This window comes from Pedobacter sp. SL55 (assembly GCF_026625705.1).
Classification (GTDB): Bacteria; Bacteroidota; Bacteroidia; order Sphingobacteriales; family Sphingobacteriaceae; genus Pedobacter.
The window spans coordinates 1,929,819-1,942,835 of record NZ_CP113059.1 but is presented as its reverse complement, the minus strand read 5'-3'; the positions used below and the strand labels follow the sequence as shown (position 1 = coordinate 1,942,835).

The following is a 13,017-nucleotide window of genomic DNA, read 5'->3' as shown; positions in this document are numbered from 1 at the left end:
GGAGGAAGGCTGAAGGTATAAGGTATTTAGCTGGCCGATATTAGAGGGATGTTTGTTCACGCAAACATCCTTTTTAGTTTTAAGTAAAGATAAACGATTAACCATTTAACCGATTTCAACAATTGCACAAAATGATCATCTAGAATTATGTTAGGCAATTTGCCGGCAATCGTAACTCGTAAATCTAAAATCGTCAATCCAAATCATCATTTCATCCTCATAATCATTCCAATTAGCGGAAAAACATTTCTCATTATTATAAAGCTTCTTACTTTTATATCCAATGACAAATAAAAGAGCAATAATTAGCGTAAACAATTTAGTGAAACACTATGGCGAGTTCAAAGCCGTTCAAGGGCTCTCGTTCGAGGTTTACGAAAATGAAATATTTGGATTGCTAGGGCCAAACGGTGCGGGCAAAACCACAACCCTAGAAATTATAGAAACTTTGCGCAAAAAAACCAGCGGCGAAGTTCTGGTAAATGGCTTAAATGTAGATAGCGATGCCAATGCCATTAAGCAAATTATAGGCGTACAATTGCAAGCGGCAGGTTATTATCCAAACTTAAATTTAGTGGAACTTTTAAAATTGTTCTCTGGACTTTATGGCATAGAGGTGTCTCCAATGGAAATGCTGGCCAAGGTAAACCTGCAAGACAAAGCCAAAGCTAAATACAAAGAACTTTCTGGCGGACAAAAACAGCGTTTTTCTATAGCAACTACTTTAATTAACTCGCCTAAAATTGTGTTTTTAGACGAACCAACAACTGGGTTAGATCCGCAAGCACGCAGAAACCTTTGGGATTTAATTAGCGAAATTAGAAACAACGGCACAACGGTAGTAATTACCACCCACTACATGGACGAAGCCGAGCAACTATGCGATCGGGTTGCTTTTGTAGAAGCAGGAAAAATCATCGCCTTAGATACGCCAGACCAACTGATAGATAATTTAATTGCCAGCGGTTTCGAACGTAAAAAAGAAGTAAAAGCTGCCAACTTAGAAGATGTGTTTATCAATCTTACTGGCAAAGAGTGGAGAGAGTAGTTCTAAGTTAAAAGTAGAAAGTCAAAAGTTAAAGAATAGCACATGTCGAAACCTTACAATCATACAAAAGCCACGTTGGCTCTAGCAAAAGCGAGCTTTAGATCAATTACTCGAAGCCCATCGGCGGTAATTTTCACTCTGGCGTTCCCGCTGATATTCATTATCGTCTTCGGCTTTATTGGCGGCGGCGGTATAAAAATAGATGTGGCCATTGCCCCCGGGTCAGATTTACAAAACCCAATAATTGCAGCACTAGAAAAAACTTCTGTAGTTCGTTTAACAAAAAACGATACGCAAGAAAACATCAATAAAAACCTAGAAAAAGGCGCTTACGATGCACTAATTAGCATAAAGAAAAATCCTAGCGGCATACCCGCTTACTTTACCGATGTGAAATATACATCAGCTTCAGTAACCAACGGAAATGTGTTACGTTCGGTATTAAACGACCTAGCACATCAATTAAATACCGTAAACCAAAAGCCAACAGTTACCGAAATTAGAGCCACTACCATTACCGGCAGGCTGCACCGCACCATCGATTTCATTTTACCGGGGCAATTAGGTTTCTCTTTACTTAGCACAGGTGTTTTCGGTACTGCATTTATCTTTTTCGCACTAAGACAAAATTTAGTAATCAAAAGGTTTTTTGCAACACCCGTAAGACGTTCTAGTATAGTTTTGGGCGAAGCTATTGCCCGTATCGGTTTTGCCTTATTGGGCGCTTTATTCATCATCATTATTGGTCACTTCGCATTTAATTTTACTTTAATTAACGGCGCAGTTACTGTACTTAACATGCTAGTGTTGGCTACCATTGGGGTCATTGTATTCATGGGATTTGGCTTTGTGGTTTCTGGCTTGGCAAAAAGTGAAAGCACCATTCCGCCAATCTCCAACATTATTACTCTGCCACAGTTTTTGCTTTCGGGCACTTTCTTTTCCATCAATGCTTTTCCAACTTGGCTGCAACCTATTAGCAGGGCTTTGCCTTTAACCTACTTAAACGATGCTATGCGTAAAGTAGCTTTCGAAGGCGCCAATCTTTGGGACGTAAAGCAGCAAATTTTAATTATGTTGCTATGGGGCATTGGCGTTTATGCGGTAGCTGTAAAAACCTTTAAATGGGAATAAAACTAATAAGAAGCGCAATTTCTCTGCTCGTTAACTCAGCTAGTCCCGCTTTCAGTTTAATCTTTTTGTGTCCTGTTGCCGTCATTTCGAACGCAGAGAGAAATCTATTGATTAGGCGCTGCTAGTTAACAGATCTCTTCTCGTTCCTCGTCGAAAATGACGCAACAAAAAGTATATCACTTCAATCGGGGCTATTAAACAACCCTTCTTCTCAGTCAACTAAAACCTAGCACTTCCAAATCAGCGAAAAAATCTGCGGCATCCGTAGGAAACCAAAACAACACAAGCAATATATTCGTTAATTTAGCAGAACAAACAAATAATCAACCATGCAAAAAATAGCCATTATATCCGCAAGTGTAAGAAAAGGGCGCAAGAGCCACAACGTAGCTTTATACTTTAAAAACTACGTAACACAAAAGCAATTAGCAGATACCGAAATCATTGATCTGGACGCTTACAATTTTCCTATTTTCGAAGAGCGTTTACGCTTAATCGAAAATCCAACAGAAGAAATGTTAGCTTTTGCCAAAAAAATTACCGATGCAGATGGTATCATTATCGTAACTCCAGAATATAACGGTGGCTATCCAGCAAGCTTAAAAAACATCATCGATTTACTTTACGCAGAATGGAAACGCAAACCAATTGGTATTGCTACCGTTTCGGCCGGTCCGTTTGGCGGTTCTCAAGTCATCACTTCGCTACAATTTACCTTATGGAAAATAGGTGCATTAGTTGTTCCAGCCATGTTCCCTGTGCCCACAGTAGAAAAAGCTTTCAACGATGACGGTACTCCTACCGATCAAGAAGCAACAGATAAACGAGCAGGAAATTTCGTAAATGAATTGTTGTTTTGGATGAAAGCAAAATCATCCGCAGCAGCAAACAGCTAAAATTAGTTATTGGCTTCAAACAATTTTTAAAAATATTTGCATCGTATATTAAAATCGCTATCTTTGCAACCTCGTTAAGAAATCCTCGGGCGGAAAAACGAGAAAACAGTACCAAAGTTCGGGATGTAGCGTAGCCCGGTATCGCGCCACATTTGGGATGTGGAGGTCGTAGGTTCGAATCCTGCCATCCCGACTTCGAAAGCCTTTTCAGTAAAATGGAAAGGCTTTTTTTATTCTACACTTTTCGGTTTTCTGCGTCTAATCCAAAATGGCTAACAAAAAAACACTCAATAGATTCCCTAAGTTTAAAAAAGTATTATAACTTTGAAAAACCCTATACTAATTGTATTTTATACACTAAGGGTATTTTTAATTCAAAACAAATATAAAATGAGTTTAATAATCGATGTCCATGCAAGACAAATCCTCGATTCGCGAGGAAACCCTACTATTGAAGTAGAAGTAATGACAGAAAATGGTTTTATGGGCCGTGCTGCTGTTCCATCTGGAGCAAATGCTTGGCCAGTATGAGGCTGTTGAGTTACGTGATGGCGACAAGAAGACCTATTTAGGTAAAGGTGTTTTAAAAGCAGTAGAAAACGTAAATACTAAAATTGCTAAGGCTTTGCATGGTGTTGATGTTTTTGAACAAGTTTTGATTGACAAGTTAATGATAGACCTAGATGGCACCGAAAACAAAGGTAGCCTAGGTGCTAACGCCATATTAGGTGTTTCTTTAGCTGTAGCCAAAGCTGCTGCACAAGAAAGCCGCCAGCCTTTATACCGTTACATTGGTGGTGTAAATGCCAATACTTTGCCAATCCCAATGATGAACATCATCAACGGTGGTTCTCACTCTGATGCGCCTATCGCCTTCCAAGAGTTTATGATTATGCCAGTTGGCGCACCTTCTTTCTCTGAGGCTTTACGATGGGGAACTGAAGTTTTCCATAACTTGAAAGCTATTTTACACGATAGAGGTTTATCTACTGCCGTAGGCGACGAAGGTGGTTTTGCCCCAACTTTTGATGGCACTGAAGATGCAATTGAAACTGTATTGAAAGCGATCGAAAAAGCAGGTTACAAGCCAGGTTCAGAAATTTGCTTGGCATTAGACTGTGCTTCTTCTGAGTTTTACAAAGATGGAAAATACGACTACACTAAATTTGAAGGTGCTACAGGCGTAATTCGTTCTAGCGAAGAACAAGCTCAATATCTAGCAGACTTAACAGTGAAATATCCAATCATTTCTATTGAAGATGGTATGGATGAGAATGACTGGGATGGCTGGAAAAGCTTAACCGAAAAAGTTGGAGATCGCGTTCAGTTAGTAGGTGACGATTTATTTGTAACTAACGTAAAGCGTTTACAACAAGGTATCGATACCAATACAGCAAACTCAATCTTGGTAAAAGTAAACCAAATTGGTTCATTAACTGAAACCATTAACGCAGTAAGTTTAGCACAAAACAGCGGTTATACTTCGGTAATGAGCCACCGTTCTGGCGAAACTGAAGATGTAACTATTGCTGATTTAGCTGTAGCGTTAAACTGTGGTCAAATCAAAACTGGCTCGGCTTCTCGTTCAGATAGGATTGCAAAATACAACCAATTGTTACGCATCGAAGAAGAATTAGGCGAGGCTGCAAGGTTCATCGGCAAAAACTTCAAGTTTGCGAAAAAGTAACCCCTAAATCCCCTAAAGGGGACTTACCAACACTGCCTATGATGCTAAAATAATTATTACGCATCATAAAAGCCCCTTTAGGGGTTGGGGTGTTAATAAATACATTTGCAAAACATCCGAAGATTTAAAACCTTCGGATGTTTTTTTTATAAAGTATAAAAGGTCAATATTAAATGTAGGCCATCTGCTATTTTTGATTTTTTAATTTTTACTTTTGACTTCGATGAAGCGACTGATAGATCTTTTCCGTAACAAATATTTTATTGCCATTGCCGCTTTCGGCGTATGGATGCTTTTCTTTGATAAGAATGACATTATTGCACAATATGAGTATAGTGCGCAAGTAAGCAAATTGCAACAAGAAAAAGATTTCTATACTAAAGAAATTGCGCTAGTTAAAAAAGACTTAAAGGAATTGGACAGTAACTTAAATAGTGCTGAAAAGTTTGCTCGTGAAAAATATTTCATGAAGAAAGCGAACGAAGATGTATTTGTTATTGTAAAAGAAAATACAAAGCCCTAAAATTGTTGTATTGCTATTTTGTTTTATTGTTGGAAAGCGGCCTTGCGAACTGCCAATTGTAAACTGAAAAACTATTCTCATGAGGAACACTGTCTTTGCATTCTTCCTTCTACTTTTTATCAATGCCGGATTATCCTACGGACAAGAACTTCCCAATCTTAAAAGCGTTAAACTTAACAAAAAAGCTAGCTATAAACAGGCCGAACCCACAGTAACAAAAGTTGTAGATTATCTTTTTAAAACTCCCGCCGACAGAAAAAACAAAGCTAGAAACGAAGCGGGTAGATTTTTGGTAGATTGGATGAACGGAACTCCCGACTACGTTTTTTATCTCGAAGAAAAAGAAACCCATTTTTTTAATACAGACTCTGATTTGTTATTGATGTACATGGCGGCACTGACTAAATTTTCGCTGGAAAATCCGGCAGTAAAAGAAAAGCAAAAACAGGCTTTAGGAGGGATGAATTTAGTTTTACCTTACCTGTATCAACACAGTAATAAAAAAACTTGGACAAAAGAGCTTTGGCAACTTTATGATGCGTATAAGAATGGGAAGCTGGAGCAGTTTCTTTATCCTTAATATGTGAAGCTGTCTCTCACTACGTCATTGCTGGGGTATGCTCCTATTATCGTCATTTCGACCGCAGCATAGCGAGCGAAGAAATCTTCCGATTTGTTAGTATATATTAATTTGCACAGTTCGAAGATTTTACTCCGCAGAGCTTCGGTTCTCCACTAAAGCCTAAATGAAGAAAGTCAATGCTGACAAATTAATACCCAAACCTTGGCAGTGCCAATTTATAACGTACTACAAGTATGCGCAGCGTTACAATAAAAACAATTACGATGATTTTAGCTAAATCTGCCGCAAGGTTAAAATACAACATTCCAAAATAAAGCATACCACCAGCAATACAAGCGGTAGCATAAATTTCTTTCCTAAATATTAGCGGTATAGTGTTTAACAAAGTATCTCTAATTACCCCACCAAAGCAACCAGTAATAGTTCCAAGTGCAATACAAATACCCGGATCTAAGCCAAATACAATTCCTTTTTGTACGCCTACTAAAGTAAACAAACCCAAACCTAACGAGTCGAAAAGAAATAGCGTTACTTTGAATTTTTTAATTTGGTGCTTAAAGAATAGCGTGAGGATAGAAGTTACCAAAATAAGCAAGCAATAGTTCACATCACGCATCCAAGCTACTGGCGTGTCTCCCAACAACAAATCACGCACAGTACCGCCACCAATAGAGGTTACAAAAGCGATAATTAATACGCCAAACGGATCCAAGCGCTTTTGTATTGCGGCAAATGTACCTGAAATGGCAAAGGAAATAGTTCCCAATACCTCAATAATTTCGGTAAGTACTAAAATCATCCATTACGCTTCGCCATTACGTTTTCTAAAAAACCATTCTGTTGTTAACAACACTAAAATAAGTGCAAAAATCCATTTCAGATTAATCATTTCTTCGTATCGCCTGTCTTCGTAAGTAATGGTTTTAACTTGGCCGCTTTGCTCTAAATCATCAACTATGTTTAACAAGTTAGCTGGCGTATACATTTTACCTTGCGTTTGCTGTGCAATTGTATTTAATAATTGATGGTTGGCGGTAGTTTGTTGGTACTCTGTAATTACTGCACTCACATGAAACGCACCGCTGGCAGTATGTTTTTTATCACCCAAACTCGTAGAAGCTATGTAAGTATAGTTTCCTTGTGGCAAAGCACCAGCATCTAACTGGTAGGCGTTACCAACTTTAGAAAAAGTGTAGCTGTAGGCTTTACCATCCGAGTTTTTAATTTGCACTTTCACTTCCGAAGCATTAACAGGTTCAAAAGCATCGTTATACAAAGTAGCATTGAGCACTACATTCTCGTTCTCTTCGAAGGTGCTTTTATTCGTATAAACTTTGAATTTACGTTTATCGTCTTTCACGGAAAGATACTGAACCGTTTTCGAAATCAGCTCTGCTACCAAAGGGTATGCATTTTCATTTTTCGCTTCTTCCAATTTCCATTTCCAAATCCCCTCCCCTATTAAATAACCGTTCTTTTTACCATTGTCCTCTATAAAAAACAACAATGGGCTTTGTGTATTTACCTTTCCAATTCGTTGGTTAAGTACGGCGGTGTAATCGCCTTTAATCATTAAGTTGGCAAAAGGAACTTGCAATGGGTCGTAGCCTTCCAATTGTTTCAGCGCATCGGCATTTAAGTTGTAGGCGGTAAAGTTATTTTCATAGTATGGAAATACTTCTTGCAACGAACCATTTGGCCGGGTAAAGTTTAACTGCGTTTGAATTTGGTTGAAACTCTGCAAATTTGTTTGCGCACCCAAAACATACCAAGTAGCTACTTTTTGTTGCTTTAATTTGTTGATTAAGGATGCAGCCGAATAATTTATAGCTGGCAGTTGATATAAGATTACCAAACTGTATTTAGATACATCTACGGTTTCTAGCTCTTCTGCAATGGCGGTACTTACTTCATAATGTTTACTCAGCTCAATGGCTTGCTTAAAGGTGGCTAAATCTGGATGTGGTCCCGCTGCAGCTAGCAAAACCTTTTGTCTACCATCAATAACTTCTACAAAAATGGTTTGGCTGTTATTTTTGGTAGTAATTTCGTTTTTAACTTCTGATACATTAACGGTATAACGATGAACGCCAACTTTGGTTGCTTTTAACTTGATTTGTACATCTTTCACGAAGCTGGTACTGCCAATATTTAGCGCTTGCTGCGTTACTTGCTTTCCGTTTTCTAGCACGGATAATTTTACCGTTTCGCCTTTACTTTCGAAAGCTTGCACCTGTACATCCAAAGTAAATTCATTATCAAGATAAACGATGTTGTTGTAATTCACATTGGCTACCAGCACATCACGTTTCGGGATGGTATCGCCCATGGCAATGGTGTAAACTGGTGCTTTGATTTTGTTGAGTTCGTAGATTGGATTTCCACCACGATTGAAAATACCATCGCTAGCCATGATAATAGCACCCACGTTTCTGTTCAGCAATTCATCGTTCAGTTGGCTAACCAAAGCTGTTCCGTTACTAATTTGATCTGTGCCCGCAAACGAAAAACCTTGCTTCACACTATCGCCAAAACTGTAAGTCTTTACTTCGTATTTTTCGCTGAGTTTATTGGCCAATTGCTTTAAATCTTGTTGGTATTTCTTGGCATCAAAACCTGCTGGTTGTATGGCTTTAACCGAAATAGAATTATCGTTAGCAATGATAATGATTGGCTTTTCTGGCGTATGCGTAATGCGACGAACTAGAGGCGCAAATAACAGAGAAGCTAATGTAGCTACAGCTAACGTTCTAACCACAACTAAAATATTTCTCGTTTTTTTGTCGAGATTTTTATTGGAAGCATATAAAACCCAAGCATAGGCAGCACCCAACAGCAAACAGCCGATAAAAATAAACAATGTATAAAACGAAAAGAAACTTGCCATACGTGTAATTGTAAAGATGCTATATTTAAGTCAAAAGTTGAAAGTAAAAAGTAAAAAGTCTTACCAGCCTAAAAAACCAAACAACAACTCAACTAAACATCTAAAATTGTAAATTGCATACAAGAAATCGTCAACATGAAAAATTTAGTATACCTTTTTTTATTAATAACAATGACCTTAACAGCTAGTGCACAAAAGTGCTTTAAGCAACAACAATTGAAATTTGAGCGTGTAAGAACTGCTTACGATTTGAAGTGGCCATCTTTAGAAAAAGAGCTACAAAAAGGTGGTTTTGATAAGGGATTTGAAATGCTTTTAAACTACTACAAGATGGAAGAAAAGTTAGAAGTTTGGCTAAAGACTTCGACACAAAATAGTTTTACGCTTTTCAAAAGTTACAATGCTTGTGCTAAATCTGGCTCTTTAGGCCCAAAAGTAGTTGAAGGCGATTTGCAAACACCCGAAGGTTTTTACAACATTAATGTATTTAACCCAATGAGCAACTTTCATTTATCGTTAGGCGTTAATTACCCAAATGCCGTTGATAGGGCTAGAACTGGAAAAAACAGAAGAACGGGTGGCGATATTTACATTCATGGCGATTGTTTTACCGTGGGTTGTGTACCACTAACGGATGATAAAATTAGAGAAGTTTATGTTTTGGCTGTAGAAGCTATAAATAATGGACAAAAAGAAATTCCAGTTAACATTTTCCCATTTAGGATGACTAAAACTAATTTAGAAAGACAAGGAAAGCTTTTTCCTCAGCATGTTGCTTTTTGGAAAACTTTGCAACCTGGATTTGATTATTTTGAGCAGCATAAGAAGATGGCGAAGATTACGCAGGTTGGCGGGAAGTATGTTGTTGAGTAAATTGTATGATTAGCAGGATATAAAACTATCGTCATTGCGAGGCACGAAGCAATCTTAAAGCTATAGTTGGATTATTTTAATATGAGTTGTAGGATTGCTTCGTACTTCGCAATGACGTGTCAAGTGAAAAACTTCAATTACCTTTTATCGCATTACGATTCCCGCCTACGCGGGAATGACGAGGAGCAAAAACCCTCGTTAATTAATAACACAAACCTTTGTTAAATAAGCCCGATTGAAACGTAAATCCTGTTTGTCATCCTGAGCTTGTCGAAGGATAAAACAGATTGAAGTGAAAAGCGGGGCAACAGCAGCGAAGCACTACTGGCTTTCACTTTCAAATTTCAATAGTCATAAAAAAATGCATAGCTAATTATAACTATGCATTATATGGTTTAAAGTGAGATTGCTTTCCCGAAAAGTCGGGACAGGCTGTCGTTCCTCCTCGCAATGACGAGTAGAACAACTTACACCTTTTATCTAATTCCTTATTCCTATTTTACAGCATACCGCCACAAACAGAAAGCGTTTGTCCGGTTACGTAAGCGCTCATGTCTGAAGCTAAGAATACGCATACATTAGCGATATCTTCTGTTTCTCCAGCACGTTTCATTGGAATATCTTTTTCCCAACCAGCTACTACGGCAGGGTCTAATACCTCCGTCATTTCAGTTTTGATGAAACCTGGCGCAACCACATTAGCACGGATATTACGAGAACCCAACTCCTTTGCTACCGATTTAGTGAAGCCGATGATACCCGCTTTTGATGCCGCATAATTAGCCTGACCAGCATTTCCTTGTACACCAACCACAGAACTCATGTTTATGAAAACGCCTTTACGAGCTTTCATCATCACTTTAGAAGCGGCCTTAGTTACATTAAACACAGATTTTAGGTTTACGTTAATCACATCGTCCCAGTTTTCTTCGCTCATGCGCATCAATAAACCGTCTTTAGTGATGCCTGCGTTATTCACTACAATATCCAAAGCACCGAAATCGGCAACAATATCATTGATCAGTTGTTCTGCTTCATCAAATTTTGAAGCATCAGAACGGTAACCTTTTACCTGCGTACCAAAAGCTTGTAGTTCTTGTTCTAAAGCTTGTCCTTTTTCTACAGATGATAGGTAAGTAAAAGCTACTTTAGCACCTTGTTTTGCAAACTCTTCTGCAATTTTTCTGCCTATTCCTTTTGATGCACCTGTGATGAGTGCTGTTTTTCCTTCTAGTAATTTCATTGAGAAATGTTGTAAAGTTGAAATGTTTTAATTCTTCCGTTGTGTCAGTCTGAGCTTTCCGATAAAATCGGAACAAGTCGTTGAAGACTACCTCTTCAAACAATTATCTTTATTAATCCTTCGACAGGCTCAGGATGACACGTATTTTCGGAATTGATTTAAACCTTAGTGTCAGTCTGAGCTTGTAGAAGACTAGTTGCACAAAGTTATTATTTCTTTTTTAGGTTGGATAATCTTTTTACTTCGTTCCAATCTTCGTTGAAAAGTGCTTCTTTCTTTTTTCTACTCCAACCTTTCAATTGCTTTTCAAACTCTATAGCTTGGTTTATCAAAGTGAACCGCTGATAATATCTTAGTATTACTGGTCGTCTAGTAAAGGTATACGCTTTAACATCATAACCACTATTATGCTGTTCAATTCTAATTTCTAAATCGTTAGTTACACCAACATAATAACTTCCATCTGCACACTCTAAAATGTAAACGAAGTAATTATGGATGTTTGGCATAAAAATTTGCTCTTTGGGTTAATACAGTTGTCAGTCTGAGCTTGTCGAGGACTTTATGGTCAACTTATCCTTCGACAGGCTCAGGATGACAAAGGCAGTGGTGTTTTGAACTGCCAACCGAAAACTGCCAACTACACCGCTGGTTCCTGCTGACTTAAACAATGGAAACTGCCCAATCCCCAAATGATATCTACCGAGTTGATACCTACTACTGGCCTATCAGGGAAACAACCTTGTATGATATCCAATGCTTTTTGGTCGTTCACATCATTAAAAATCGGTACAATTACCGCAGCATTAGCAATGTAAAAGTTAGCGTAAGATGCTGGCAAGCGAGTATCTTCGTAAATTACTGGCGAAGGCATTGGCAACTCTACAATGTTTAGTTTCCTGCCATCTTGCAAGGTCATCTTTTTTAAACGTTCCAAATTTTCTTTTAACAGCAAATAGTTTTCATCAAGCGGATTACTTTCTACTACCGTTAAAACAGTGTCTTCATTCACAAAACGAGTGATATCGTCAATGTGTCCATCGGTATCATCACCTACAATGCCATCTCCTACCCACAAAATCTGCTCTGCACCATAGAACTCTTTTAAATAGATTTCTATCTGTTCTCTGTTTAAATGCGGATTTCTGTTTTCGTTCAGCAAGCAAGCTTCACTAGTTAAGATCGTTCCTGCTCCGTTAAACTCTACCGAACCACCTTCCATTACAATATCTGGCGTGAACAGTGGCAAGTTAAAATGCTGCGCAATTTTGGTTGGCACTACATCGTCCAAATCGTAGGGAGGATATTTATCGCCCCAAGCATTGTAACCCCAGTCTACTATTGCTTTTTGATTTCCTTTCACTACAAAAGCAGGTCCGTGGTCGCGGCACCAAGCATCGTTAGTTTCATTGAAGTAAAACTCAATTTGTAATAAATTGGCACCTACTTTTTCCAACTCGGCAGTAGCAAAAGCTTTCATCGCCTCGTCTTTTACGTTAATGCGAACCTTCTCGCCAGTTGCCACCAACTTAATAAACTCGCAATATGGCTGGTAAATGGTCTCAATTTTGCCTGGCCAAGATGCTTCTTTATGAGGCCAACTTAACCAAGTTGCTTCGTGCTTTGCCCATTCCGCAGGGAATGCAAAGCCTTTCGCCTTTGGCGTTTCGGAAAGTTGGAAAGACGGGAAGTCCGAAAGTCCGGAAGATTTGGTGCTAAACAGATGTGACGTATTAGATTTATGATGGATATTATCAGACATTACTTCAATGATTTTATCAGACCATTTATCATCACTAAAACTTCTTCACAAGAAGCATAGAGTTTTGTAAAATGTTCCTCTTGTAAATACTTTCTTCTTTTGGCAAGATGCAAACAACCTACAACTTCAATATCAGACCTGAGTGCGTAACGTAGAAATCTTATGAATTCAGCATTACTTTGCCCAGCATTTCCTTCTGCGATATTTAACGAAATGGAGTCTGCCGCTCTTTTTATTTGTGAGTTTAATATATAAATTTCTTCTTTCGGGAAGGTTTTAGTCAGTTGGTCTATTTCATCGGCCAAGTCCAATGCCTTTTGCCAAACTTTTAGTTTTTCAAATTTAAATGACATAATTTGCTATTTCTTAGGTAAGCTGAAA

Annotated in this window: 12 protein-coding genes, 1 tRNA gene and 1 pseudogene; 8 read left to right on the top strand and 6 right to left on the bottom strand. The window is 38.3% G+C overall.

Annotation, left to right across the window (positions count from 1 at the left end; genetic code table 11):
• Positions 1-283: 283 nt before the first annotated feature.
• From OVA16_RS08750 to OVA16_RS08720, 7 genes and pseudogenes are all read left to right on the top strand, one after another.
• Positions 284-1,048, top strand: a complete 765-nt coding sequence (locus OVA16_RS08750; protein WP_267764941.1) for an ABC transporter ATP-binding protein — start codon at positions 284-286, stop codon at positions 1,046-1,048.
• 42 nt (positions 1,049-1,090) lie between these two features.
• Positions 1,091-2,182, top strand: a complete 1,092-nt coding sequence (locus tag OVA16_RS08745; protein WP_267764940.1) for an ABC transporter permease — start codon at positions 1,091-1,093, stop codon at positions 2,180-2,182.
• A gap of 329 nt (positions 2,183-2,511) precedes the next feature.
• Positions 2,512-3,078 (top strand): NADPH-dependent FMN reductase, encoded by a 567-nt coding sequence (locus OVA16_RS08740; protein ID WP_267764939.1) that lies wholly within the window; start codon positions 2,512-2,514, stop codon positions 3,076-3,078.
• Positions 3,079-3,197: 119 nt separating this feature from the next.
• A tRNA-Pro gene (locus OVA16_RS08735) sits at positions 3,198-3,271 on the top strand.
• 197 nt (positions 3,272-3,468) lie between these two features.
• Positions 3,469-4,765 (top strand): annotated as a pseudogene (gene eno, locus OVA16_RS08730) (phosphopyruvate hydratase).
• Positions 4,766-4,988: 223 nt separating this feature from the next.
• Complete coding sequence (locus OVA16_RS08725) at positions 4,989-5,288, top strand: FtsB family cell division protein (RefSeq protein ID WP_267764936.1); 300 nt, start codon at positions 4,989-4,991, stop codon at positions 5,286-5,288.
• Between the two features lie 79 nt (positions 5,289-5,367).
• Positions 5,368-5,868: a hypothetical protein gene (locus tag OVA16_RS08720; RefSeq protein ID WP_267764934.1), complete on the top strand. Its 501-nt coding sequence runs from the start codon at positions 5,368-5,370 to the stop codon at positions 5,866-5,868.
• 190 nt (positions 5,869-6,058) lie between these two features.
• Here OVA16_RS08720 and OVA16_RS08715 read toward each other — a convergent pair whose 3' ends face one another.
• Positions 6,059-6,670 (bottom strand): trimeric intracellular cation channel family protein, encoded by a 612-nt coding sequence (locus OVA16_RS08715; protein ID WP_267764932.1) that lies wholly within the window; start codon positions 6,668-6,670, stop codon positions 6,059-6,061.
• A 3-nt stretch (positions 6,671-6,673) separates the two neighbouring features.
• Complete coding sequence (locus OVA16_RS08710) at positions 6,674-8,758, bottom strand: hypothetical protein (protein WP_267764931.1); 2,085 nt, start codon at positions 8,756-8,758, stop codon at positions 6,674-6,676.
• Positions 8,759-8,929: 171 nt separating this feature from the next.
• Between OVA16_RS08710 and OVA16_RS08705 the strand changes: the two genes are divergently transcribed.
• Entirely contained in the window at positions 8,930-9,631 is a 702-nt protein-coding gene (locus tag OVA16_RS08705) for a L,D-transpeptidase family protein (protein WP_267764930.1), read from the top strand.
• Positions 9,632-10,130: 499 nt separating this feature from the next.
• On the opposite strand, the gene fabG is transcribed toward OVA16_RS08705, so the two are convergent.
• The 4 genes from fabG to OVA16_RS08685 form a co-directional block, all read right to left on the bottom strand.
• The gene (gene fabG / locus OVA16_RS08700; protein WP_267764928.1) at positions 10,131-10,874 is read right to left on the bottom strand and encodes a 3-oxoacyl-[acyl-carrier-protein] reductase; all 744 of its coding nucleotides are present in this window, start codon (positions 10,872-10,874) and stop codon (positions 10,131-10,133) included.
• A 209-nt stretch (positions 10,875-11,083) separates the two neighbouring features.
• Positions 11,084-11,383 (bottom strand): GIY-YIG nuclease family protein, encoded by a 300-nt coding sequence (locus OVA16_RS08695; protein ID WP_267764926.1) that lies wholly within the window; start codon positions 11,381-11,383, stop codon positions 11,084-11,086.
• Between the two features lie 131 nt (positions 11,384-11,514).
• A complete protein-coding gene (locus OVA16_RS08690) occupies positions 11,515-12,636 on the bottom strand; it encodes an agmatine deiminase family protein (protein ID WP_267764924.1) in 1,122 nt (373 codons plus the stop codon).
• The gene (locus OVA16_RS08685; protein WP_267764922.1) at positions 12,636-12,989 is read right to left on the bottom strand and encodes a four helix bundle protein; all 354 of its coding nucleotides are present in this window, start codon (positions 12,987-12,989) and stop codon (positions 12,636-12,638) included. Before OVA16_RS08685 ends, OVA16_RS08690 begins: the two co-directional genes overlap by 1 nt.
• Positions 12,990-13,017 lie beyond the last annotated feature (28 nt).

Coding starts and splice junctions, on each gene's coding strand:
- OVA16_RS08725 (WP_267764936.1), top strand. CDS start 4,989: ATGAAGCGACTGATAGATCTTTTCCGTAACAAATATTTTATTGCCATT.
- OVA16_RS08710 (WP_267764931.1), bottom strand. CDS start 8,758: ATGGCAAGTTTCTTTTCGTTTTATACATTGTTTATTTTTATCGGCTGT.
- OVA16_RS08690 (WP_267764924.1), bottom strand. CDS start 12,636: ATGTCTGATAATATCCATCATAAATCTAATACGTCACATCTGTTTAGC.
- OVA16_RS08715 (WP_267764932.1), bottom strand. CDS start 6,670: ATGATTTTAGTACTTACCGAAATTATTGAGGTATTGGGAACTATTTCC.
- fabG (WP_267764928.1), bottom strand. CDS start 10,874: ATGAAATTACTAGAAGGAAAAACAGCACTCATCACAGGTGCATCAAAA.
- OVA16_RS08685 (WP_267764922.1), bottom strand. CDS start 12,989: ATGTCATTTAAATTTGAAAAACTAAAAGTTTGGCAAAAGGCATTGGAC.
- OVA16_RS08695 (WP_267764926.1), bottom strand. CDS start 11,383: ATGCCAAACATCCATAATTACTTCGTTTACATTTTAGAGTGTGCAGAT.
- OVA16_RS08720 (WP_267764934.1), top strand. CDS start 5,368: ATGAGGAACACTGTCTTTGCATTCTTCCTTCTACTTTTTATCAATGCC.
- OVA16_RS08740 (WP_267764939.1), top strand. CDS start 2,512: ATGCAAAAAATAGCCATTATATCCGCAAGTGTAAGAAAAGGGCGCAAG.
- OVA16_RS08750 (WP_267764941.1), top strand. CDS start 284: ATGACAAATAAAAGAGCAATAATTAGCGTAAACAATTTAGTGAAACAC.
- OVA16_RS08745 (WP_267764940.1), top strand. CDS start 1,091: ATGTCGAAACCTTACAATCATACAAAAGCCACGTTGGCTCTAGCAAAA.
- OVA16_RS08705 (WP_267764930.1), top strand. CDS start 8,930: ATGACCTTAACAGCTAGTGCACAAAAGTGCTTTAAGCAACAACAATTG.